Raw genomic sequence first — 24,243 nt, forward strand, 5'->3', positions numbered from 1 at the left:
TCAAATGAAAAATATAATTTGTAGCATAGTTATTCTCTTTTTTTTAAGCCTAAATGTATCTGGGCATAGTGGTAGAACTGATCGTAATGGAGGTCATTACAATAGAAAAACAGGGAAATATCATAATCATAGTCGAAGTGGCTTGGGCTGGGGAGTTTTTATTATTGGAGGTTTGATTATCTACGCAATTACTAAAAAGAGAGATTAACACAATACTTATTGGAAATCTTGAATTTGCAAAAACAGCACAACCCCAAACCCCATATCCAAATTTAGAAAATGAAAAAATTAAATTTTAAACAAAGAATCCTATTTGTCTTGTTATCTGGCATCCCCTATGGAATTGTACTGATGCTTCTGAATTATTTCTTTGACCTTTATACCATCAAGAGTGTTTTATATCAGACCCTGCTTTTCACAATTCTGTTTGGAATAGGTTTTCCTTTTGTAATGGAAAAACTCGTGCCAAAAATGCTTTCTAAGCTTAAAACTCCGGAAATGGAGGATGATGAAATTATTATTTATGAAGATGGTGCCAATTTGTTTAGCGGCACTTGGGTAGCTGTTGGCGGCAAGTTGTTTTTAACCAATAAACGATTGATTTTCAGCCCTCACAAATACAATTTTCAAAAGGGTGAAACATCTATCTACTTAAGTGAGATTACAGAAATCAGTAAAAGAAAAACAAGCCGAATTGTGGACAATGGCTTGCGGGTAGTAACAAAAGACAATAATAAATACGATTTGGTGCTGAACGATCGGGATGAATGGCTTAAACAATTGAAAAAATAATTGACCAATGATTGCAACTTATTTCAATTTCCGGCAACAGAAACAAAACACAACTAAGAATTAACAAATGAAGAAAATATTATTTTTTATTTTACTGGTAAGCAGTTGGCACGCCGGCGTTTCACAAAAGAATACAGCAGTTAAAATAGCTGATCAAACAATTTTTGTTTATGGCGGCGATATCAATCTAAAATTCACCCAATATGTTGTTGACTTAACAAAGAAATCGAATCCTAAAATCTGTTACGTTCCTACTGCAAGTGCCGATAACGAGAGTAATATTAAACTATGGAATTTCTATTGCAAAAAACTCAATATCGAAGCCTGCGTGTTAAAAGTTTGGGTAGCCTCTAACAAAAAGAATGAATCGTTTGAAGACCAATTGCTGGGTATGGATGCTATTGTTGTTGGCGGAGGAAATACTTTAAATATGTTAGGAATTTGGAAAGCGCAAGGCATCGATACCATCTTGCACAAAGCACTGGAAAAAGGAATTATACTATCGGGCGGTAGTGCAGGATCTATTTGTTGGTTTCAATCGGGTATCAGCGACTCACGTCCTACACATTTATCTGTAATCGATGGTTTGTCTTTTCTTCCATTCAGCAATTGTCCGCATTATTCCGACAGCATCAAAAAACAAGTATATCACAAACAAATTAAAAGCCAAACAATCAATTCGGGTTATGCCTGCGATGATCGTTCGGGCATACTTTTCAAGAACGGTAAGTACATCGAAACAGTCAGCCTGAACGATGTTAACAACTCATATTTCGTCGCTTTAAATAAGGGTACTGTTCAGTCTTCGAAATTGCCAACAAGAATTCTGGTAAATAAAGATGCTTTATCGGTGAACGATTATAAAACGATAGAGGTAAACAAAGCAGTGAGCAAATATGCTGAAATCAACAATCAAGACTCCCCTATCAATGCTTTCATTTCTTTTAAATACATAGCCGCCAAAGGCAGGCAATCAAAATTTCGGGAATTATCATCTTTCGCTCAGCAAAATAAAATGAACGAAGATACTCCTGACAAAACAGTGGATGAAAAAACCCAAAACAAGCATCTGCATACAATTGTGAACAAAATATTTATCTATAATGATTCGCTTGCAGGAGTTGTTAATAGAATGTATGATGATTATTATGGATTATGGTATTTTTTTAAGGAAGATGGAAAATGGATGAGCGCGGGAGAAGATATAGGAGATACCGAATTGGAATGTGAAATTGTATTTCGGGAAAAAGCAAAAATGCGTGCAAAAAGCATTAAAAAATGACCCATTTACGAATTCAGAAAATCATGAAACGAACACTTAGTCTTGTATTAATGTGCATTTGCCTGCAACAGTTTGTTACGGCCCAGCAGTATGTACCCCAATATTTCGCAAAACAGGAAATGGAGCAAGATCTTGTGTTTTTACATCAGAAACTGGCAAATGTTCATCCTAAGTTTTTGAATAAGGATTTCGCCAAAGAGTGGCAGACAAAATACGATTTGTTATTCGGACATCTGTCCGATAGTATCAGTAAAGTGGAAAGCTTTGTAGCTCTATCGAAATTATTATCGGAGGTGGACGATGATCATACTGCTCTTTATTTCCCTTATTCAACAAGAATTAATTACATGAAGAATGGAGGCCTTAGCATGCCGTTTAGCATTCGGGTCAGGAACAACAAGCTGTATATAAACGAATATTTTGCCGAACAAGCCGTAAATGGAATTGCAGGTGCTGAACTTCTGTCCATCAACTCAATTGATTCGAAACAACTACTGCATGATGTAAGGGTTTTAGCAGGCAATAAAAACGGAACCAGCGGCGATAAATCGGTTGAGCGGCTTTTTGCAATGTGTTACTGGATGTTATACGGCGAAACCAAGCAATACGAACTTAAAATAGCAGGCTTCAATTCTGCAGTACTTTGCAAAGCGGTAACTAACGATAAGTATTTTCAGCTAAAGAATAAGTTTTATCCGCCTAAGGAGGAAAAGTCTTTCGGTCTGCAGTTTTCTGAGAACAATGAATTTGCCTGTTTAAAAATTGCCTCCTTTTACGATACTGAAAAGTTAGCTTCTTTTCTCAGTCATGCTTTCGATAGTATACAGGAAAACAAGTGCGGGAAACTGATTATTGATGTAAGTAATAATCCTGGTGGCAGAAGCTCCAGTGTTGATAGTTTACTAAATTATTTAACAAGCAAACCTTACTCTCAGTATTCATCCATTTCGGTTCGCCCCAGCCTCGAACTAAAAAACAAATACAAGGTGAATAAACCAGACTTTTACAAACTGATTGCCGGTATTCCTGCCGATTCGCTTTATCGCATAACTGACAGTTTGTTGATACAGATACCCCGCAAAACCAATTCTCCATTTACAGGTAAGGTTTTTGTTTTAGTAAATGGCAGAAGCAATAGTGCTGCAGCCACTTTTGCCGGAGCTGTTAAAAGGTATCACCTCGGACAAATTATTGGTGAACCTACCGGAGGAACAATAAAATATTACGGCGATTTTTTAACATTCACACTCCCCTGTTCAGGTCTAAAATTCGTTGTTTCGGCCAAAGAGTTTGTTCAATACGGAAACAGAAAACTTACTGAAGGTGTATTGCCGGATTTTATTCTGGCAACTCCAAATGCTGAACTGTCAGAAATTATTTTTCTCTTAAAAAACACCATCAATAACTAACAATTGACTTCGCACATCAAACAATACATATTTCAGGAAACAACATCAACCAATCCCCCCCTCTTTATGGAAAAATTTAAAAATGCCCTTACCCTTGTGCTCACTATTTTAGTGGTAGTGGTGCTCTACTTTGTGGTATTGGGCAACAGCAAACTAAAAGAAACGCAGAATGCCATCAATCAGGTAAACAGCGAACTGTCTGTTTTAAAAGACAGCATCAGCCACACACAGCAATCATTAACACTTGTTCTTAACAAATTGGAGTTTACCGAAAACGAGCTGAAAATTCTGAAAAACGAACGCGATATTCTCGAGTTGGAAGAACAGCAACGAAGTACAAGAAATAAGGAAGAACTAAAAATTTTGAAAGGACAAATTCTGGAAAAAGAAGAAATGAAAAAAGAACTGCAAACATATGCCAACACCTTCGAATTATGAAGAATACCCTACTACTGCTGATTATTTTAGCATTTAGCTGTACTGCGGGCGCTCAGGAGCACGTGGGCCTAAAAAAATCTCCGCTTCAGTACTGCACCTCGAACCAATCGCCTTTGCAGCTTGTGGTTGGCGATACTCTGGTTATCATGTGCGATACCATGTATCTGATTAATAAAACGAGATACCAGTTTTACAAGAGCATTCACAAAGCCACTTTGGAAGATGATAATATAGAATGTAAAAATCTGCTTAAAGCTTATGAAACCCGTTTGGAGGAACACGAATCGTCCTACAGTAAATTATTGGCCAACAGCCGTAACACTGAAAAAATCACTCGCGATTTTATCGAATACACCCAAAAATCGTTGGAAAACACGCAAAAAACATTGCAGTACACACAACAATCTCTCGATTCTTCGATACAAAATCTCGATCGTGCCAATGAGCTGATCCGCAAAGAAAAATGGAATGCCCGGGGCCAAAAACTACTTACCGGTATTGCTGGTGTTGGCGTGGGTATTTTGCTTGGTGTGTTGGTTTCGCGCTAAAAACACTGTTGGGCTTGAACAAGTTTGGGCTTCCTCATCAGCACAAAGATATTCCAAACAGCAAAAAAAGAGACGCAACTTAAAGCCTGCGTCTCTTTTTTATTGTAGAATATCCTGTTTTAGATGTACTTGCGAAAGCTATACAACAGATGCCTGACAGCTGCTGCACATTTTACATTATCAATTTCAGAATGCTTGTTTTGCATGAAATCAGAGTAGCCAGGCAATTGCATGTTCTGCTCCTTACTAATTTTACGAAAACCCATTGACCAATCGGGAAAAGCTCTTTTAGTAATTGGTTCCTCTAAAAGTTTGAGCACATTGGTATGGCGTGTGTCTTTACAAATCAGATCGAAAATCTTATTAATCATTTCCCTATCGCCTTCAATTACCTGAATAAAGGCCTCATCGTTATAGAGAAGCAAACCCGTGATGTTTTGAATCTCATTTTTTCGCCGGATTACTGCCAATAAGTCATTCAATTCATTTTCTGATAATTCTTTGGATGAATAACTCAAATAAACGATATGGATTAAATCGGTCATAGTTGGAGATTTTGATTCAAGTCTAAGAAATATACCAATACTTCTCCAAAAGAAAAAAGGAAGACCAGCCTGTCACTTTAAAAAAGGAGCAAAAACAAGCTCTTTCTTTTGAATGAATCCTTCAAAAGAAAGAGCTTGTTAATAGAGCTAACAAATTTATCATCAGCAAATTTGTGTAAGTTGTCTTGTGTTTTCAAAACTCTGGATACCGCACTCCATTTTTAATTCATCTTAGGAACAGATCCAGAAAATAATCAACTTCAATTACTTAAATTCAGTTTTAAGCTCATTCAACTCCTCGCGCAAAATAAGCTCATCAGATAAAATCATGCCTGAATTTTTACGCAGTTCAATCAAATCTTTTTCCATATTCTTAATATCCTGATCAAATTCAATTGATTGCATGGTACCGCAACAACGGGATCTGTCCTGACCTGTGATTACAGAAGGATGATTTGGCAATGCAATTTTCAGATTCATAAAATCTTCGCCTCCATCAGCAAAATTCTCGTTTGTATAATCAATCAATCCTTTGCTCATAATTGTTAATGGAGTTGGAGACAGAATAATCTCTCTGTAAGTAAAGCGATTCCTGATAAAACTTCTGTAAATAGCAGGATCTCCTTTTTGCTTGGAAATAGTAAGCATATTATTTACCACATCAGTAAAAGTGGCACTTTTATCCGGCGACTTAATAATTGCTTCAATCAAAAGCCTGCATAGTTTTTCATTTACGTCAAGTAAAATATGCCCTGGTTGTTTTTTATTAATATTTCTTCGGTATTCGAAGGCAAAGATATCCGCCAAAATATCATATATCGCACCTGTAAACACCTGAGAAATATCGTGAACCTGGTTGCTCACCTCACTCAACCGCAGGTTATTATCAGCATTCCGCAATCCCATTGGGCGTCCTAAAGCATCTCCCAACTCTTCGGCTAAAGCGGCAAGGAAATTTTTAGCATGCAAATCGGCTTTGGTAACGGAAATAAATGCTTCCACCTGATCGAGATCAGATAAAGTAAGGAATATTGCAGAAAGATCTGCGAACGATTCATGCAATGCACCGGTTTGCGGGATATTTCGGGCACTAATCCAAGAAGGTTTTAAACCATCAAGAATAGCATGTCCTGTTTCATGAGCAACAATATCCAATGACCGGCAAGTGTAAACAGCTTCTATTTCTCCGATTGGAATAAAATGGAAGAAATTAAGCGATTTATGATACCTGCTGTAATAGGCATTGGCAGCTACTCCTGCCCTTGGATACAGACTTAATACATCGGTATTTCCATCTTTGTTCCAAGCCCAGGGAATGTGTTTTCCGTTTAAGGCACGTTCGTACATTTTAATTGTATTCCATGCAACGGTAAAAGTGTGAGCACAGTCTGCCTCCGGAGTATCCCCGTGAAAAATAAAATCACCATACACGTTCCGGTTAACAGGAGTTACCTTTGGCAACACTGTTTTAAAGCGGGAATCTCTGGGACCATTTAGAATAACTCCCGGTAGATATTCCAATCTACGTCCCAAGCTTCCTACAGATGGATCTTGTTTCCAAATCAACATTCTGGTACCAAAACTTACAGGTACAGGAAATGGATTAGGAACAGGGTTTGGTCTTGGCATTGGCACATTTGCCTGTATTACATGACGCTGACCAATCAATTCATCGTAAAACTGTTGGGTTGGTTCGGGCACAAGTGGATCTTTTACATGCCCATCCGTTTTCATTTTTGATTCTTTAGTTAACATATCGTTTGGGTTTAAGATTTTAAATCTGCTCATACCAATGAAAACTTTTTTGCGAACTCACATCTCATTAGCTATGAGCCTTTACACATTTGAGTATAAATAATTAATCAGAGATAATTAGCCGCCAATCCTGAGCTTAACGGCAACATCAGTTGTTAAGCGCATTCGCAAATTTGGATAAAACGCTGCTTATACAACAAGTTAATTGAAACACAGTATAATCATAGATTGCAGATGAGGATAGCAGTGGTTTATTCTTTTGCAAATTTTCCAACTTTCATTTTAAGCTTATAAAAACATTTACAAAACAGCAAAGGAGTTTTGCCGGTTCGAGCTCATCCTTTTATTGAGAGGATTCCTTCCTTTTTAAACCAAAACACTTAAACAAAGTTACTGGTTTAATGTTTAAATGTCAATAAATCAGTCTAATTTTGCTTAACAAACCATCCCCTATTATGAATAGCTAAACATCATCAAAATTTACCTTAATAGAATTCAATCATATTATAAAATATCGATTCTATTGATGTACAATTCATAAAATATCATTCCAAAATCTCTTCCTTGTTACAGTCCCTGTATAATTCAAATCCTCTTCCTTTACCAACGAATTAAATTTACATATAAATGCACTTCAGATATTTGCATATGCATTGGCAAAGCATTCTATCATGCCAAAAAAAAATCCTCAAAACAATTTCATGGATTTTTATTTTTGTGCAAAGCCAAAGCAGCATTGAAGCTCAACAGCTGCAGGCAAATGCAATTTGTATAGAAATGAACGTTAAACACCAATATTGTCCTATTTATTTTTTTGTATTGTGCTATCCGCCCAAACCTGACTTCATATTTTTGGCTTTATCCAAAAAATATATCCATACTGCTTTTAAAATAATTTCTTTAAAAGTGTACAATCTAACAAAACCCCGCACAAATAGGCCAACTGATGATGAAGTCCTTCCTAAATACAATGAAAAAATTAAATAAATGAATTACATTAGTGTTCATAAAAAGCAAACTACTAAATATTACAATAACAAAAACAGACAACTATCCTGTTAATTATAAGAACTCGATTAGATAAACAACATTAAAAATGACAAAGAAAAAACTTGGTGTTTTAGCTTCAACTGCTATTTGTGGAAATGACATTAGCTCTTCCGTACTATATGTATCTGCTTTATCTATTGGCTTTGCAGGCCAGTATGCATGGATCACCCTGCTTATAGTGGCTGTGGTTTTATTTCTTTTCCGGAAAATTTACGGAGAGGTAGTTGGTGCTCTTCCTTTAAACGGAGGTGCATACAATGCACTGCTTAACACTACAAGCAAATCAACTGCATCCTTGGCCGCAACCCTTACCATTTTATCTTATATGGCCACTGCGGTGATATCTGCAAACGAAGCAATGCATTATTTTCATCACGTTTTTACTCAATTGCCTATTATAGCTGCAACGGTCGGTCTCCTGTTGATTTTTGCCATTCTCACCATTTCAGGAATTACAGAATCCGCGAAAGTGGCCACCGGCATCTTTATTTTCCATCTTTTTTCATTGTCCGTATTGGCTTTGTTTATAATATTCTATTTGTTTCAAAATGGATTTTCTCAATTCATTGAAAACTGGAACTTACCCGTAGAAGGAAGCATTACCATGGCAATATTTTTGGGTTTCTCGGCTTCCATGCTGGGCATATCAGGATTCGAAAGCTCTGCTAATTTTGTAGAAGAACAACAACCGGGCGTTTTTCGAAAAACACTTTTAAATATGTGGATTGTAGTAAGCATCATCAACCCATTAATGGCATTCCTTGCCCTAAGTCTGGTTCCTATTCCTGAAATAAGATCAGAATACTCTACAACTTTATTATCACATATGGGTAGTTTATCAGCCGGAGAATGGCTGTCAACACTCGTTTCTCTTGATGCTGTTTTGGTGTTGAGCGGAGCTGTCTTAACTTCTTACATTGGTGTTTCAGGATTGCTTGAACGAATGACTTTGGATCGAATTCTTCCCCAATTTTTCTTGCGAAAAAACAAAAAAGGCAGTTCATACCGAATCATTATCATGTTCTTTATCCTTTCTGTTTCCGTTCTGCTGATTACCAATGGTAATGTTGGGGTTTTAGCCGGAGTTTATACCATTTCATTTCTATCGGTTATGTTTCTTTTCGGATTTGGTAATATCCTGCTAAAAGTTCGCAGAGCCAAACTTCCGCGTCCGGAAACAGCAAAATGGCTGAGTGTTTTCGTTGCCATTATTGCAGTAATAGTTGCTCTTGTTGGAAATATACTGATGGAACCTCAGAATGAAAATGCACCTTCGAATGTGAATGTGTTTTTAAGCTACTTTATTCCTGCTATTATTTTTATTTCTGTAATGTTGAATCGGGTTGCTATATTAAGAGCCTTATTAGGTGTCTCCATTTACATTTTCAATTACATTAAAAACTGGTTTCTGCAAATCAGTTCTCACCTAAACAATGTTATTAATTCAATTAATGCCCAGCAATTCGTCTACTTTGCAAAACGCGATAATATAGCCGTATTAAATAAGGTAATGTTATATATTAAAAACAACGAACACACTAAAAACCTGAAAATTGTTCACGTAATTGATCCTGCAAATGAAGATGAATCTGAATTTATAGCAAGCTTTAAAAAGGTAGTTGAAATTATTGATGAAGAATATCCTGAAATTGATGTAGAGGCTTCAATTATTGAAGGAAAATTTGGTCCGGAACTAATTAAAGAACTGTCGAACAAATGGAATGTTCCAATCAACTTCATGTTCATTGCATCACCGGGAGATCATTTTCTTTATAAAGTGGAAGATTTAGGTGGCGTGAGACTAATCATTTAAATTCTTTTTAAAGATCTTATTTTACTTTTTAATTTAAATCACAGCAAACATGATCGAATTACAGGAAATATCAAACAAAACAATAGAACTACTTCCCAAAATTGGATTGGGAGGAATCATATTATTCTTGTTTATAATGTTTTCGTGGCTAATAAAGAAAATAGTAACTAAAAGAATTAAGCCTAAAACAAAAAATCCTTTACTCGCTGATTTTTTAGGTAAAGTTGTTGCTTTTACGATCGGCATAACCGGATTTGTTTTTTTTCTTCATATCATAGGACTGGGAGGAATCGCTAAAAACATTATGGCTGGTGCCGGAATCACTACATTTATAATTGGTTTTGCCTTTAAAGATATTGGTGAAAACTTTCTTTCCGGAATATTAATGGCATTTAAAAGTCCGTTTAAAGTCGGCGACCTAATTGAGACAAATGGGACAATTGGTTACGTTAATGAGCTTAATCTTCGGGAAAGCATTCTTAAAACACTGGATGGCAAAGATGTATTCATCCCAAATTCTCAAATTATAAAATCTCCCTTATTCAACTATACAATTGATGGTTTTTTACGATATGAAATAACTATCAGACTGGATTACAAGGTAGACTTTAAAAAGGTTTCGGAGATTATTAATAGTATTTTAGCAGAAATTCCTGAGGTTCTGAGCGGTGATAAAAAACCCATGATCGTTATTGATGAACTTGATGCAAGTACTGTGAACCTGAAAATTTTGTATTGGATAGATACTTTTAAATCAAAATCCAAAGCATATCACCTGCAGATTAAGTCGCAAATTCTCATAAAAACGATTGAGGATCTTACCAAAAACGGCCTTTATTAGCTTGCCAATATTGTTGAAATAAAAACAAGCCCAATTAAATAAAAATCAAACAGATAAATTTTCACATGAATAAATTCTTTAACACAGAAGTGTTTGCCGCCAGATTCATCAAGGCACAGGAATGGATACTAACAGACTTACCGGTAATTGTAATAATTACCATCTTGCTGTTCATCACTTTAAAATTAGGAAAGTATTTTATCCGTGGTCTTAGCAAAACGATATTAAGTCATTCCGAAAAAAATGAAAAAGTTGATTTTTTGGAAGCCGAAAAAAGAATTAAGACCCTGATGGGAATCATATCCGGAGTATTTAAAATAATGGTTTACGCCATCTATTTTATGATATTGCTGCAGAAATTTGGGATAAACATTGCTCCAATTTTGGCTAGTGCCGGAATTATTGGTTTGGCAGTTGGTTTTGGTGCTCAGGAACTGGTTCGTGATGTTATTTCCGGTTTCTTTATCCTACTCGAAAATCAGGTTAGAACAGGCGATGTTGCCATTATTAATGGAACCGGCGGACTTGTCGAAAAAATTGAGTTACGCACGATTACCCTACGGGATTTTTCGGGTGTTGTTCACATTTTCCAGAATGGTAAAATCAATACACTTTCCAACAGAACCAAAGAATGGTCGGCTGCAGTATTCGACATTGGTGTTGCCTATAAGGAAAATGTGCAACAGGTAATGGATCTGATGGAGCAGTTGGGAAAAGAACTGCAGGAAGATGAAAATTTTGCAGAAAGTATTATTGAGCCTATTGAAATTTTTGGACTCGACCAATTTGCTGACAGTGCTCTAATTATTAAGGCCCGCATAAAAACAAAACCATCCATGCAGTGGCTCATTTCCAGAGAATACAACAAACGTTTAAAAGTCGCTTTTGACAAACATAACATTGAAATTCCATTCCCCCATACAACTGTTTACTGGGGAGAGAAAATTACTCCTCTTCATTTGGAAATAAATGATTTTCAATCATTAAAATCTTAAAATGCAATAAGTAAAAAAACGGATGTAATAATAAATTTTTGCCCCCTTGTTTCCAGGGAATAGAAAAAGCAAAATCCTCAGGATCTTATATCCTGAGGATTTTTTTATTCTCATTTCAAACTAAAATTCCACTGTTGCCATCACAGGCAGGTGATCGGAAGGATACCTCTCCTCTATCTGATCATCAATAATTTTAAACTGATTCACAACCCCATCGCCTTTGCTGACAAATATGTAATCGATGCGATCGGTAACCGGCTCGGTATGCTTAAATGCGTTAAAAGTCCCTTGCGGACCGGAGCAATTTTCGCCAGCCAAACTTTTTGTTTCATCCAATACCTCACTCAAATATTGAATTGGCGCAGTTTCGGGAGTCAGATTCAAATCGCCCATTAAAACACAAGGATATTTCTCTGGATTGTGCTCGGTAATTTTACTGTAAATCAATTTAGAACTGTTCAGTCGGGCCAACTCACCTATATGATCAAAATGAGTATTGAAAACATAAAATCGCTCCCCGCTTTGTTTGTTTTCCAAAAGCAAATAGGTACAAATACGTTCCAAAGCAGCATCCCAACCTACCGATACTTCTTCCGGAGTTTCCGACAGCCAAAAAGTTGCCTGCTTAACTACTTCATATTTGGCCGGCTTGTAAAAAACAGCACAATACTCGCCTTTTTGTTTTCCGTCATCGCGCCCGACACCCACGTAAGAATAATCCGTTAATGCACTGTCCAAATAAGTAATCTGATCGTTCAAACCTTCCTGTGTTCCAAAAACATCAGGTTGATATTTAGTAATCAAACCAACAACATTGGCTTTTCTTGCGTCCCAACAATTCACTCCATCACCGGGATTGTTATAGCGCAAATTGTAAGTCATGAATTTTTGAGACTGTTCCTGTTTTGTGCATCCAAATGCAAGTAAAACAAGCAATAAGAAGAAATAATTTTTCATCATTGTTTTTATTAATTGTGTTGCAATTCCAATTTACAGGCTTTACTATTAAGCGCCCAAAACAAACTTCAATTCTCCACCTTTCATCAGCTGTTGATGAGTAATTGTCAACTCCTTATATTCTTCGCCGTTCAGATAAACAGCCTGAATGTAATGATTTTGTTCTCCCTGATTTTCCGCAGAAATAGTAAAGATTTTTCCGTTTGGCAGATGAATCACTCCCTTACTTACCGAAGGCGAAGTTAAATCATAAACTCCGTTGGCCGGATTTGTTGGGTAAATCCCCAGTGACGACATCACCAACCAAGCTGACATTTGCCCGCAATCCTCATTTCCACAATAACCATCAGGCTTGTTTGTGTATTGAGTAGTAATTATTCGGCGAACCATTTCCTGTGTTTTTTCCGGCTGACCAATATGATTGAAAAGATAGGCCACATGATGACTTGGTTCATTGCCATGTGCATACTGACCGATCATTCCCGTACTAAAAATAGGCAAATCGTCGGTCGTTGCCGGATAGTAGGTGAACATAGAATCCAACTTGGCAGTGAATTTATCCTTCCCTACTGTGGCGATAAATTCAGGAATATCTTGCGGCACATACCAGAAGTACTGCCATGCATTGCTCTCACAATAGTAATTGGTATAATCTTTCGCTGCAAAATCGGGGATGAAATTGCCATGCTCATCTTTCGGACGGAAGAAAGTCGATTTTGGATCGTATAAGTTCTTCCAGTTCTCTCCTCTCTTCAAAAAATATTGATAATCATCTTCCTTGTTCAACGCTTTTGCAAACTGAGCAATGCACCAGTCATCATAAGCATATTCCAGTGTCTTGGAAACTGACCAGTTCTCTCCTTCGGCATCGGCAGGGACGTATCCTAATTTCATATACTCATCAATCTGTCTGCCTTTTTCCATGGCTGATTCTTTACAGGCAGTATAAGCTTTCTCAGCATCCATTTCAATTCCTTTGAAATACGCATCAACAATTACCGGCACGGCATGGTAACCAATCATCATATTTGTTTCGTTTCCTGCCAGCGACCAAACCGGCAGCAAACCTGTTTCATCGTAGTGAGCCAAAAATGATTTGATAAAATCAACAACTTTATCAGGACACAAAATAGTATACAAAGGGTGAGCTGTTCGGTAGGTATCCCATAAAGAAAAGGTGTCGTAACGATCAAATCCTTCGGTTTTGTGATTCTTTCCATCTGCTCCTTTGTGCATTCCATCAACATCCGAAAGCAAGGATGGTGTCAAATACAAATGGTACAAATTGGTGTAGAATATCTCCTTCTGAACTTCCGATCCGGTAATTTCAATCTGTGAAAGTACTTTCTCCCATTCCTGATCAGCGCTCTTAACTGCAGCATCAAAATCCCATGCCGGCAATTCAGCCTTCAGGTTTTTCTTTGCGCCTTCCACCGAAGCCGATGACAAAGCCACCTTTACCAATATTTGTTCCTTTTCCGTAGTGGGAAAATGGGCAACAATTTTGGTTTTTGCTCCATTCACTTCACTCTCTTCTGATTTTGTATCCGCCTCGAACAAATCGGCACTTTTAAAAGCTTTCGAGAACTTCGCTGCGAAATACACACGCTGATCTTTCGCCCATCCGCTGGATTTTCTATAACCGGAAATGGTAGAATCATTTTCGATGGTAATTTGTGTGGCATACGGACTGTCCCAATTCATTCTGAATCCTAAATCCAGAATAATCTGTGACTTCTCATCCTCAGGAAAAGTATAGCGATGAAATCCGACCCGCTTGGTGGCAGTTAATTCTGCAACAATGCCGGAGCTTAGCAAATCAACTTTGTAATATCCGGGTGATGCTTCCTCTCTATCGTGAGAAAATTTAGAATAGGGACGATAATCGCCTTCAGGAGTTAAACTTTCAGTAAAACGACTGTTCATTGGCATGAACAACAAATCGTATAGATCTCCTGCTCCTGTTCCCGATAAATGTGTGTGGCTAAAACCTGCAATGGTTGAATCGGGCCAAAAATAACCTGCTATTCTGTCCCATCCGGGCAAACCGTTATCAGGACTCAACTGAACCATTCCAAAAGGAGCAACTGCTCCCGGATAAGTATTACCCGGACCATCAGTCCCAACAAAAGTGTTTACGTAACCAGTAAGCTTGTTCTCGCTTTCAACATTCTTTTCACTACACGCAAAAAGACAAATCATTGCCCAACAAGTGGCTAATAATCTCATATTCTCTACTAATTTGAATTTCTGATTTTTCACAAGATCAGAAACAATATGGAAATTTGGCTTTTGGAGATTATGACGTCAAATATACGGAAAAGAACAACATCCTCTTATGCTTTGATTAAACAAGAATAAAAAAAGGATCGGCCACAGCCGATCCTTTACATTATCCATTATCTTAAACCAATAAAACCCACCAACTTATCTATTAATTAGCGATAATGGATATAACATGTACAACTACTAACTAACTATTTTAAAATTATTTTTTCCACAAGCGTCCCATTTCTTCCAAAGTTTTTCCTTTGGTTTCAGGAACTACTTTCCATACAAACAATGCTGATAATAATCCCATTGCACCATAAAGCCAATAGGTAAATCCGTGATTAAACTGATTGGTCAACCATGAGTTGTCATTCATCATTGGGAAAGTCCATGAAACAATCATGTTTGCAATCCACTGAGCGGCAACAGCCATCGACATGGCACTACGAATTGAGTTCGGGAAAATCTCTGATAACAACACCCAGGTAACCGGTCCCCATGACATGGCAAAAAAGGCAACATATCCTAACATGGCAAACAAAGCAACCAAACCCAACTGATTAAAATAGAAAGCAAAACCCAATGCGAACATACAGATTCCCATACCAATGCCACCAATCATCATTAACGGCTTACGTCCAAACCTATCAACAGTATAAATTGCCAATACGGTAAAAATCAAATTAATTGCCCCAACCAAAATGGTTTGAAGTAAAGAAGTATCGGTATCGCTGCCCATATTTCTGAAAATCTCGGATGCATAATACAACACCACGTTGATACCTACAAATTGCTGGAATACAGACAATAATATTCCAATTACTATAATTAATCCTCCAAAAGTTAACCATGGAGCGTTATTTTCTTTTAATGACTCTTTAATATCCAATAAGAGACCCGGAGCTTTTTCCGAACCAACAATCTTATTTAAAAGAGTTTTTGCTTCCTCTTCTCTCGATTTCATAATTAAATACCGGGGAGTTTCAGGAACAAAATACAGCAATACCAAAAAGATAATTGCAGGAATGGTTTCAGATGCAAACATGTATCTCCATCCTATCTCATTTAACCAGCCATCATCACCACTTGAAGCAATAATGTAATTCACAAAATAAACCACCAACATACCAAAAATGATTGCAAACTGATTCCAGGAAACCAATTTACCACGAATGTTTGCAGGTGCAATTTCAGCAATATACATAGGAGAAAGCATTGAAGCTATTCCTACACCCATACCACCAATAATACGATAAAAGATAAATGAAGTAATGGTTCCCGCACCGAAAACATTCATAATTTCTGGCATAGCCGAACCAATTGCCGAAATAATAAATAAAACTGCGGAAAGAATTAAACCTCTTTTTCTACCAATATTCTGACTAACATATCCACCAATAGAACCTCCAATAATACAACCTATAATAGCACTGGAAATTGTAAAACCATTAATTGAATTCAAGGTGTTTTCAGAAATTTCTTTTACAGAAACCCAAAATTGAGTGTACCAAATTATAATTCCTGCAACAATTACAATTCCACTGTATATCATCCCCTTTTTCTTTCCATACATGCGAAACATGAAACTGGAAACCAGTAAAGAAACAACTACAAAACATAAAGAAATGATAATCTTATATTCTCCAATAACCTGCAATGCAAGAACATGATCAGATTCTAACGGAGTAACAAAAAATACTTTTAGTGCTTCAATAGCACCATTGATTACGGCAGTATCGTATCCAAATAACAATCCCCCTAGCGTAGCCACTAAAGTGATAGTTAAAATAAATGAATTACTTCCCTGAGCTTGGGCTTGAGACATGGATTTTAAATTAGAATAAACTCCTGCAAATTAGATTGCAGGAGTTTATAGGATTTATTAAATATACCAGTTAATTAACTGTTCCAACATTTCTTGTTTTCCGCTTAGTTGTTTTGGTTCCCCAACTTCTTTAGCAATCTTTCTAAGATCTTCTAAAGAAAGATCTCCATTAGCAAACGCTTTTCCATTTCCTGATTCGAAAGAAGAGTAACGATCTTTTTTCATTTGTAAGAAAGGAGAATCTGTTCTGATTTTATCAGCAATCACCAAAGCACGTGCAAAAACATCCATTCCACCAATGTGCGAAATAAAAATATCTTCTAAGTCTGTTGAATTACGTCTGGTTTTTGCATCAAAATTGATACCTCCGTGAGTAAATCCGCCATTCTCAAGAATTGGCAGCATAGCTGCAACAGTTTCATAAATACTTGTTGGAAATTCATCAGTATCCCATCCGTTTTGGTAATCACCTTTGTTTGCATCGATACTTCCCAACATGTTGTTATCAACCGCAGTTTGTAATTCATGCTCGAAAGTATGACCAGCCAAAGTAGCATGATTCACTTCGATATTCATTTTGAAATCATCAGCCAAACCATATTTGTTTAAGAAACCCATTACAGTTGCAGTATCGAAATCGTACTGGTGTTTCATTGGCTCCATTGGTTTAGGCTCAATAAGGAAAGTTCCTTCGAAACCATTCTTACGACCATAATCACGGGCCATAGTCAGGAATCTTGCCATATGATCCAATTCCTGTTTCATATCGGTATTGAAAAGAGACATATAACCTTCACGACCTCCCCAGAATACATAACCTGTACCACCCAAAGCTATTGTAGCATCCAATGCATTTTTAACCTGAGTACCCGCATTAGCGATTACATTAAAATCAGGATTGGTAGAAGCTCCATTCATGTAACGGGCATTCGAAAATACATTCGCTGTTCCCCACAACAATTTAACTCCTGAGTCAGCTTGCTTTTGTTTTGCATAGTCAACCATAGTAGTCATTCTCTTCTCAATCTCGAAAACAGTACCATCACCAACAACATCAGTATCGTGGAAACAATAGAATGGCACTCCTAATTTTGTAATAAATTCAAAAGCAGCATCCATTTTCGATTTAGCAGCACTAATTGCATCAGCTTCATTTCCCCAAGGAAATTTTTGAGTTCCCGGTCCGAATGGATCTCCGCCATCGCCGCAGAAAGTATGCCAGTAAGCCACTGCAAAACGCAAGTGATCTTTCATTGTTTTGCCTCCAACAACGCGGTTCTCATCGTACCACTTATATGCCATAGGATTTTTAGATTCTGGTCCTTCGTAAGCAATCTTACCAATTCCAGGAAAATACTCTTTGTCTCCTTTTAGAATAGTCATGATGTTTTTCTTATTAAATTATCAATCTGTTTATTAGCTATCTTTTACTATAAATTCTTTTGCAATTCTTTGTTCCAGCGATTATATGCCTTCAACATTTCTTCACGAAGGTTTTCGTCAGGCTTGATAGTACTGATTTTTTCCAATCCTGCAAATGCTTCTTCCAGCGAAGAATAAATGCCCGCACCAAATCCGGCTCCTCTTGCGGCTCCCAACGAACCATCAGTATCATACAATTCAATGGTTGCACCCGATACGGTCGCTAAAGTTTCCCGAAACAAGGGACTTAAAAACATGTTTGCATGTCCGGCACGAATTACATTTGGCTGTACGCCGATTTCCTTCATTACTTCCATTCCATAATAGAATGAAAATGCAATTCCTTCCTGCGCAGCTCTGTAAATGTGAGCATCGGTATGTCGGTTCAAGTTCAGATTCAAAATTTGAGCACCTATTTCAAGATTCTTCAAAACACGCTCCGCACCGTTACCAAACGGCAGAATTGTTATGCCATCCGATCCAACAGGAATTTCCATGGCCTTTTCGTTCATTTCAGCATAGGACAATCCTTTCGCCACATTATGATTTAACCATGAATTCATAATTCCGGTTCCATTAATGCACAGCAAAATTCCAAGACGATTGTTTTCTTTGGTATGGTTTACATGAGCAAATGAATTTACTCTTGAATAAGGATCAAACTTCACCTCGTCGCTAACACCATAAACCACACCCGAAGTTCCTGCTGTAGTTGCTACTTCTCCTGGTTTTAACACATTCAGGGACAATGCATTATTTGGCTGATCACCTGCACGATAAGAAACTACCGCACTGCTTGAAAAACCTAATTCCTTAGCAATTTTAGGAAGCACTTGTCCCTGATTTGAGAAAGTATCAACAATTTTTGGCAATACATCTGCCGATAGATCATAGGCCTTCAGCACATCCTCCGAAACTGAATTATTTTTAAAATCCCAGAAGATTCCTTCTGACAAACCTGAAACAGTGGTGCAGGTTTCTCCGGTTAACTGCATGGCAATAAAATCTCCGGGCAACATTATTTTGTAAATTTTCGCAAATATTTCAGGCTCATTCTCTTTTACCCAAGCCAATTTACTAGCTGTGAAGTTTCCAGGAGAATTTAGTAAATGCGAAAGACATTTGTCTTTTCCAATACTTGCAAAAGCTTTATCGCCGATTTCAACGGCTCTGCTATCACACCAAATAATGGAAGAACGAACTGGCTTCAAATCTTTATCAACACAAACCAAACCATGCATCTGATAAGAAATACCAATGGCTTTAACCATTTCTTTATCCACATTAGCAGTCTGCATTACACTTTTAATGGCCAGCTTTAAATTACTCCACCACATTATAGGATCTTGCTCGGCCCAACCTATTTCATGTGCCGTAATTTGCATTTCCTTTTTTGGGAAAAAATCAGCAGCCAAACATTTGCTGCTCTCAGCATCCAATAAAGATGCTTTAACTGATGAACTTCCTATATCTAAACCTAATAAATACATTTTCTATTCTTTAAATCCATTCTGCCCTGTTCTGTTCTGATGCAAATTTAGAAATGTTTTTTAAATAAAAAAACATCTTTCAAAAAACTATAAAGATTTTCTCATTACGAGCTGAGTAGGAACACAATAATAAACTCTTTCGGAGGTAGTTACAAACTCTGCAACTTTCCTGCCCATCAAATTAAAATCTGTTGATATTACAGTAATTCCTTTGTCGATATACTTTTTCATTGGTGTTTCATTAAAGGAAATAAGCCCAATATCCCGGCCAAATTCAAGATTTTTGTCTCGGGCTTTATCCAGGATTTTAACCATTGCCCGATCGCTTACAGAAAGATATGCAGCACCTTTTTTCACTTCAATGGAATCTGCATCGGTATAAATGGAATGTTTTATCTTGTTTTGTTTACAAAAACGTAGAAAAAACTCAACGGTGTCGTAGGGATGATAAGTATAATCCGGGTAAATCATACAGAACTCTTTGTATTTCCTGATCTCCCCCAAACCAGATTGCAGGGAAGCAAGAACAGACTCCCCAAAATCCTGAAAGATCTGAGAATGTTGGTCATCCGCATTAATATTCCAGTCAATTATCATTACATTTTTTGGATCCAACTGCTTTAAACAAGCTGCCACTTTGGGATGATCAAAATTCATGATAATGTATTTGCTGTACTTACCTACACTCTCACGAATTTGAGACTGAAACACATCAATATTGTAATGATGAAAATGAAGATCCACAATTACATTATCTGCTAATTTTTTTCTAAAACTATCGTATAAAACCTCCTTGTAAGCTTTGAAAGTATCCAAAAACAAAAACACTCTGGTGATCTCACCTGAAACAAAATATCCTTTATTGGGAACGGATTCAATCACATTCCTTTTCTTTAATTCTAAATACGCTTTAAATACCGTATCCCGGGATAAAGAACACTCCCTGCACATCTCATTTACTGAAGGTAACACATCTCCAGGTACGAATATTTTTTGACTGATCGCATCCTGAAAGGCTTGAATTAATTGTTGGAATTTCGGTATTGGAGAGTTACTATCCGGAGTAAATTGGAATGCCTTCATAAGCGTTATTTATTACAAGTGTCCTGTTCTGTTATGGCTCAAATGTATAAATAAATTTTTAATCGGTAAAAACTGAGCTTTTTATTTAGTAAATTGATATTTCTAATTCGATCAAATTTATTTGTCAATGAAAATACTACTTACAGGAGCCAACGGTTACATAGGAAAACGATTACTACCCGTTCTACTGGAACAAGGGCATACTGTAGTTTGTTGTGTACGTAACAAAGAACGCTTCTCACCACAAGAAATTGATCATCCCAATTTGGAAGTCTTCGAAGCCGATTTATTGGATCTACAATCTTTAAGCAAACTACCAGTGGATATTGAGGTAAGTTATTATTTAATTCACTCTATGCTTCACAGTACAGATGGGTTTGAAGAATTGGAGCAAATATGTGCCCGAAACTTTGTACAATACCTCGACAAAACACAAAACCGGCAAATTATCTATTTGAGTGGAATTGCCAATGTAGAAGTGCTTTCGAAACACCTGGAATCAAGGAAACAAGTAGAAGAGATCCTGAAAAAAAGCAGAAGTTACCATACCATTTTGCGTGCTGGAATTATTGTAGGCTCTGGAAGTGCGTCATTCGAGATTATTCGGGATTTGGTTGAAAAACTTGCCATTATGATAGCACCCAGATGGTTACTCACAAAATGTCAACCCATTGCAATCCGAAACGTTATTGATTTCTTAACCAAAGTTGTCTGTCACGAAGATTGCCTTAACCAAACTTTTGACATTGGCGGACCCGAGGTGTTGAGCTATAAAGAAATGCTGCAGCAATATGCCGAAGTTAGAAAGCTGCCAAGAATCATTACCACCCTTCCGGTAATGACTCCGCGCCTATCTTCTTATTGGCTGTATTTTATCACTTCAACTTCTTATAATCTGGCCTTAAACCTAGTCGACAGCATGAAAATTGAAGTGATTTGCCGTCCGAATAATTTGGCCTCAATACTGAAAATTAATTTAATGCCTTACAAAGAGGCCATAGAGCGGGCAACCGGAAAAATAAAACAGCAAATGGTCATCTCTTCATGGACAGATGCTTTGAGCAGCGGTATTCTGCCCAATGAAAAAATGAAGTATGTTGAACCTCCTGATTTTGGATGTTATACCGATAATAAACGTTATAAATTTACCAATAATCCGGAACAGGTAATTGAGAATGTTTGGGCTTTAGGCGGCGACAGAGGTTGGTATTACGGAAATTGGCTTTGGCATTTACGTGGCGTGCTCGACAAACTTTTTGGTGGTGTTGGTTTGAACAGAGGGCGCAGACATCCGACTGAAATAGAAATGGGAGATTCTCTTGACTTTTGGCGGGTACTTCTTGCCGATAAAGAAGGCGGAAGACTATTGTTGTATGCCGAAATGGTTTTACCGGGTGAAGCCTGGCTCGAATTCACAATTCACAGTAAAAACAATGAAAATTTCATCTCTCAAAAAGCTACATTTCGCCCCAAAGGAATTATGGGACGATTGTATTGGATTTTAAGTTATCCATTTCATCTTTTTATTTTTAGGGGAATGGTAAAGGGGATTATTAATTACCAAAAGAAATAACTCATAAAGAATATCACATGAAAAAAAATAACTGGGATTGGGATTATCTTTTTCAAATCTCACGCCCATGAAAACAGTCTCCTCTTTGTTTTTAATCATTTAAGTAAACAACAATCTTTCAGTTTAACACACACATGAATAATCCAATTGTAGAATTTCACAATCCATTTAGCATTGCATCGGAAAAATTGAAGTATTCCATCGTTTGTTCTCAATATCAAAATAATTGGGTGTTTGTTCGTCATCGCTTGCGGGAAACCTGGGAATTGCCTGCCGGACATATCGAAAAAGATGAATCGGCCTTAATGGCTGCCCGCAGAGAATTGTATGAGGAAACAGGTGCAACTCATTTTAGCTTACGTACAGTTTGCGATTATTCCTGCGAATGGCAGGGAGAAATCAAATATGGTAGAATCTTCTTTGCTATTATACAACAATTAGGTAAATTACCCGAAATGGAAATTGCTGAAATCAAACTTTTCAGAAATTTACCCAAAGAACTGACCTATCCTGATATTCAAAACTTAGTTTTTGAGAAAGTAAAAGAGTTTTCGAATAAGATCTAGATACTTTCATTAAACAATTATTTGATTTACAGAAACTACAATAGTAAAAGCCATGTCTCAAATTCATTTTCACGAAGATTTTTACATTCCTGTTCTTAAGGGAAGTAAAACACAAACAGCACGGTTCGATGAACCCTGTCCGGAATTAGGAGCTGGAACAGCGATTTTTGATCATGGTAAATCAATTCCCATTGAAATAACCGCTGTTTCGTACAAGAATTTTGAAGAAATGAGTTTGGAAGAGGTTCACAAAGATGGGTTCAAATCGAAAGATGAACTTTGGTATGCTTTACTTACCTTTTACCCTGATCTAAAAAAAACAGACTTGCTTCTACTGATTGAATTTCAATCTGTACAAGAATAACCCAATCCTACTTTTCAAAAAGAATGCAAACCGGACTGGGCGCTTTTATTTCATCGATGAAAGTTAGCATGCCGGTTACAGAATCTCTTTTAAAACTCACAATATTGTTGGTGTTTTTGTTGGCAACCAGCAAAAATTTATCGTCGGGCGATAAACTGAAATTACGGGGATGATCGCCTCGTGTTGATTCATGTCCAACCAATTTCAAAGCTCCGTTTTCCTGTACTTCGAAAATAACAATGCTGTTGTGCCCCCGGTTCGATCCGTATAAAAATTTACCGTCCTTTGAAATATGTATATCGGCAGTATTGCTTACTCCCTCAAAGTTGGCCGGCAAAGTACTGACATTCGAAATCATACTAATTTCTTGACTATCTGAAATTGAAAAACCAGTAATTGTATTGTCAAGCTCATTAATCACATAAAATATTTTTCCGTTGGGGTGAAAAGCCAAATGCCTTGGTCCTGCCCCGTCAACCAAAGAAACTTTTGCCTGATTTGCCGGCACAAATTGATTGCTGGCAGAATCGATGCTCGAAATCCACAATTCGTTGGTTCCCAAATCGACCGCAATGATATGATTGGAATTGGGTTGAAACCAAACACTATGCGCATGTGGCTGATCCTGACGATTTGCAAGCGTTCCGGAACCTGTGTGTTGCTGCACACTCAATAGATCAGACAATTCTCCGTTCTCATCAACTTTTAAGTATCCAATATTACCTCCTGTGTAGTTCGCCGCTAATACAATTCCTGCATCATTTGCCGTAACAAAACAGGGATGCGCTCCCCCACTTGATTTTCTACCAATCAACTTCAACGAGTCTTTAACCTGATAGGATTCAACGGTTCCCATATTATTATCCAGACTGATCTCGTTAATTGCCAAAAGAGTTCTTTGATTGTTGGCAAAAGTCAAAAAAGAAGGATTGGCTGTTTCAGCAACCAAACCAATCATTTTTAAATGACCATCTGCTTCCATTTTCAACTTGTAAATTCCTTTGGAATCACCATCGGTGTAGGTTCCCAGAAAGAAGGAGTATGTATTTTGATTCACAGAAGATTTGGATTTAGAGTTTTGACAAGCTGCAATCATCAAAATTGAAGCAATTAGTATAATATTTCGTTTGATCATGAATGTGATTTTTGAGAGGCTTAAAGATAAGGAAATATCGTAATTAGAGAGAAAAATGGAAGAAAGAAACATTTGGTTTTTTTGTTGAA

Annotated in this window: 21 protein-coding genes; 12 read left to right on the forward strand and 9 right to left on the reverse strand. The window is 37.1% G+C overall.

What is annotated here, in order from left to right:
• Nucleotides 1-4: 4 nt before the first annotated feature.
• The 6 genes from ACKU4N_RS11695 to ACKU4N_RS11720 all read left to right on the forward strand — a co-directional run bounded on the left by ACKU4N_RS11695 (nt 5) and on the right by ACKU4N_RS11720 (nt 4,469).
• The gene (locus ACKU4N_RS11695; protein ID WP_321316500.1) at nt 5-208 is read left to right on the forward strand and encodes a YHYH domain-containing protein; all 204 of its coding nucleotides are present in this window, start codon (nt 5-7) and stop codon (nt 206-208) included.
• Nucleotides 209-279: 71 nt separating this feature from the next.
• On the forward strand, nt 280-792 hold the full coding sequence (locus ACKU4N_RS11700; RefSeq protein WP_321316501.1) for a GRAM domain-containing protein: 513 nt from the start codon (nt 280-282) through the stop codon (nt 790-792).
• 67 nt (nt 793-859) lie between these two features.
• A complete protein-coding gene (locus tag ACKU4N_RS11705; protein WP_321316502.1) occupies nt 860-2,074 on the forward strand; it encodes a Type 1 glutamine amidotransferase-like domain-containing protein in 1,215 nt (404 codons plus the stop codon).
• Entirely contained in the window at nt 2,071-3,483 is a 1,413-nt protein-coding gene (locus ACKU4N_RS11710; protein WP_321316503.1) for a S41 family peptidase, read from the forward strand. Before ACKU4N_RS11705 ends, ACKU4N_RS11710 begins: the two co-directional genes overlap by 4 nt.
• 66 nt (nt 3,484-3,549) lie before the next feature.
• Nucleotides 3,550-3,921: a hypothetical protein gene (locus ACKU4N_RS11715; RefSeq protein ID WP_321316504.1), complete on the forward strand. Its 372-nt coding sequence runs from the start codon at nt 3,550-3,552 to the stop codon at nt 3,919-3,921.
• The gene (locus tag ACKU4N_RS11720; protein ID WP_321316505.1) at nt 3,918-4,469 is read left to right on the forward strand and encodes a hypothetical protein; all 552 of its coding nucleotides are present in this window, start codon (nt 3,918-3,920) and stop codon (nt 4,467-4,469) included. Before ACKU4N_RS11715 ends, ACKU4N_RS11720 begins: the two co-directional genes overlap by 4 nt.
• 119 nt (nt 4,470-4,588) lie before the next feature.
• On the opposite strand, the gene ACKU4N_RS11725 is transcribed toward ACKU4N_RS11720, so the two are convergent.
• A complete protein-coding gene (locus ACKU4N_RS11725; protein WP_321316506.1) occupies nt 4,589-5,014 on the reverse strand; it encodes a BLUF domain-containing protein in 426 nt (141 codons plus the stop codon).
• A gap of 264 nt (nt 5,015-5,278) precedes the next feature.
• A complete protein-coding gene (locus tag ACKU4N_RS11730; protein WP_321316507.1) occupies nt 5,279-6,769 on the reverse strand; it encodes a gluzincin family metallopeptidase in 1,491 nt (496 codons plus the stop codon).
• A gap of 1,096 nt (nt 6,770-7,865) precedes the next feature.
• On the opposite strand from ACKU4N_RS11730, the gene ACKU4N_RS11735 reads away from it, so the two are divergent.
• The 3 genes from ACKU4N_RS11735 to ACKU4N_RS11745 all read left to right on the forward strand — a co-directional run bounded on the left by ACKU4N_RS11735 (nt 7,866) and on the right by ACKU4N_RS11745 (nt 11,468).
• The gene (locus ACKU4N_RS11735; protein ID WP_321316508.1) at nt 7,866-9,632 is read left to right on the forward strand and encodes an APC family permease; all 1,767 of its coding nucleotides are present in this window, start codon (nt 7,866-7,868) and stop codon (nt 9,630-9,632) included.
• Nucleotides 9,633-9,681: 49 nt separating this feature from the next.
• The gene (locus tag ACKU4N_RS11740) at nt 9,682-10,473 is read left to right on the forward strand and encodes a mechanosensitive ion channel family protein (RefSeq protein ID WP_321316509.1); all 792 of its coding nucleotides are present in this window, start codon (nt 9,682-9,684) and stop codon (nt 10,471-10,473) included.
• A 65-nt stretch (nt 10,474-10,538) separates the two neighbouring features.
• Nucleotides 10,539-11,468 carry a mechanosensitive ion channel family protein gene (locus ACKU4N_RS11745; RefSeq protein ID WP_321316510.1) on the forward strand — a complete coding sequence of 310 codons (930 nt, stop codon included), beginning with the start codon at nt 10,539-10,541 and terminating at the stop codon, nt 11,466-11,468.
• Between the two features lie 120 nt (nt 11,469-11,588).
• Here the strand turns inward: ACKU4N_RS11745 and ACKU4N_RS11750 are convergent, their stop codons facing one another.
• The 6 genes from ACKU4N_RS11750 to ACKU4N_RS11775 form a co-directional block, all read right to left on the reverse strand.
• Nucleotides 11,589-12,428, reverse strand: coding sequence for an endonuclease/exonuclease/phosphatase family protein (locus ACKU4N_RS11750; protein WP_321316511.1), 840 nt, complete (start codon nt 12,426-12,428; stop codon nt 11,589-11,591).
• Between the two features lie 45 nt (nt 12,429-12,473).
• Nucleotides 12,474-14,654, reverse strand: a complete 2,181-nt coding sequence (locus ACKU4N_RS11755; RefSeq protein ID WP_321316512.1) for a GH92 family glycosyl hydrolase — start codon at nt 14,652-14,654, stop codon at nt 12,474-12,476.
• Nucleotides 14,655-14,913: 259 nt separating this feature from the next.
• Nucleotides 14,914-16,521, reverse strand: coding sequence for a D-xylose transporter XylE (gene xylE / locus ACKU4N_RS11760; RefSeq protein ID WP_321316513.1), 1,608 nt, complete (start codon nt 16,519-16,521; stop codon nt 14,914-14,916).
• Nucleotides 16,522-16,578: 57 nt separating this feature from the next.
• Nucleotides 16,579-17,904, reverse strand: coding sequence for a xylose isomerase (gene xylA / locus ACKU4N_RS11765; protein ID WP_321316514.1), 1,326 nt, complete (start codon nt 17,902-17,904; stop codon nt 16,579-16,581).
• Between the two features lie 47 nt (nt 17,905-17,951).
• Nucleotides 17,952-19,433: a xylulokinase gene (locus ACKU4N_RS11770; RefSeq protein WP_321316515.1), complete on the reverse strand. Its 1,482-nt coding sequence runs from the start codon at nt 19,431-19,433 to the stop codon at nt 17,952-17,954.
• Nucleotides 19,434-19,520: 87 nt separating this feature from the next.
• Nucleotides 19,521-20,516, reverse strand: coding sequence for a GntR family transcriptional regulator (locus ACKU4N_RS11775; RefSeq protein WP_321316516.1), 996 nt, complete (start codon nt 20,514-20,516; stop codon nt 19,521-19,523).
• 127 nt (nt 20,517-20,643) lie between these two features.
• Between ACKU4N_RS11775 and ACKU4N_RS11780 the strand changes: the two genes are divergently transcribed.
• From ACKU4N_RS11780 to ACKU4N_RS11790, 3 genes are all read left to right on the forward strand, one after another.
• A complete protein-coding gene (locus tag ACKU4N_RS11780; protein WP_321316517.1) occupies nt 20,644-22,089 on the forward strand; it encodes an SDR family oxidoreductase in 1,446 nt (481 codons plus the stop codon).
• A 134-nt stretch (nt 22,090-22,223) separates the two neighbouring features.
• Nucleotides 22,224-22,655, forward strand: a complete 432-nt coding sequence (locus ACKU4N_RS11785) for an NUDIX hydrolase (RefSeq protein WP_321316518.1) — start codon at nt 22,224-22,226, stop codon at nt 22,653-22,655.
• A 52-nt stretch (nt 22,656-22,707) separates the two neighbouring features.
• The gene (locus ACKU4N_RS11790; RefSeq protein WP_321316519.1) at nt 22,708-23,019 is read left to right on the forward strand and encodes an ASCH domain-containing protein; all 312 of its coding nucleotides are present in this window, start codon (nt 22,708-22,710) and stop codon (nt 23,017-23,019) included.
• Between the two features lie 7 nt (nt 23,020-23,026).
• Here the strand turns inward: ACKU4N_RS11790 and ACKU4N_RS11795 are convergent, their stop codons facing one another.
• Nucleotides 23,027-24,154 carry a lactonase family protein gene (locus tag ACKU4N_RS11795; RefSeq protein WP_321316520.1) on the reverse strand — a complete coding sequence of 376 codons (1,128 nt, stop codon included), beginning with the start codon at nt 24,152-24,154 and terminating at the stop codon, nt 23,027-23,029.
• Nucleotides 24,155-24,243 lie beyond the last annotated feature (89 nt).

It is taken from the genome of Labilibaculum sp., assembly GCF_963664555.1.
Classification (GTDB): Bacteria; Bacteroidota; Bacteroidia; order Bacteroidales; family Marinifilaceae; genus Labilibaculum.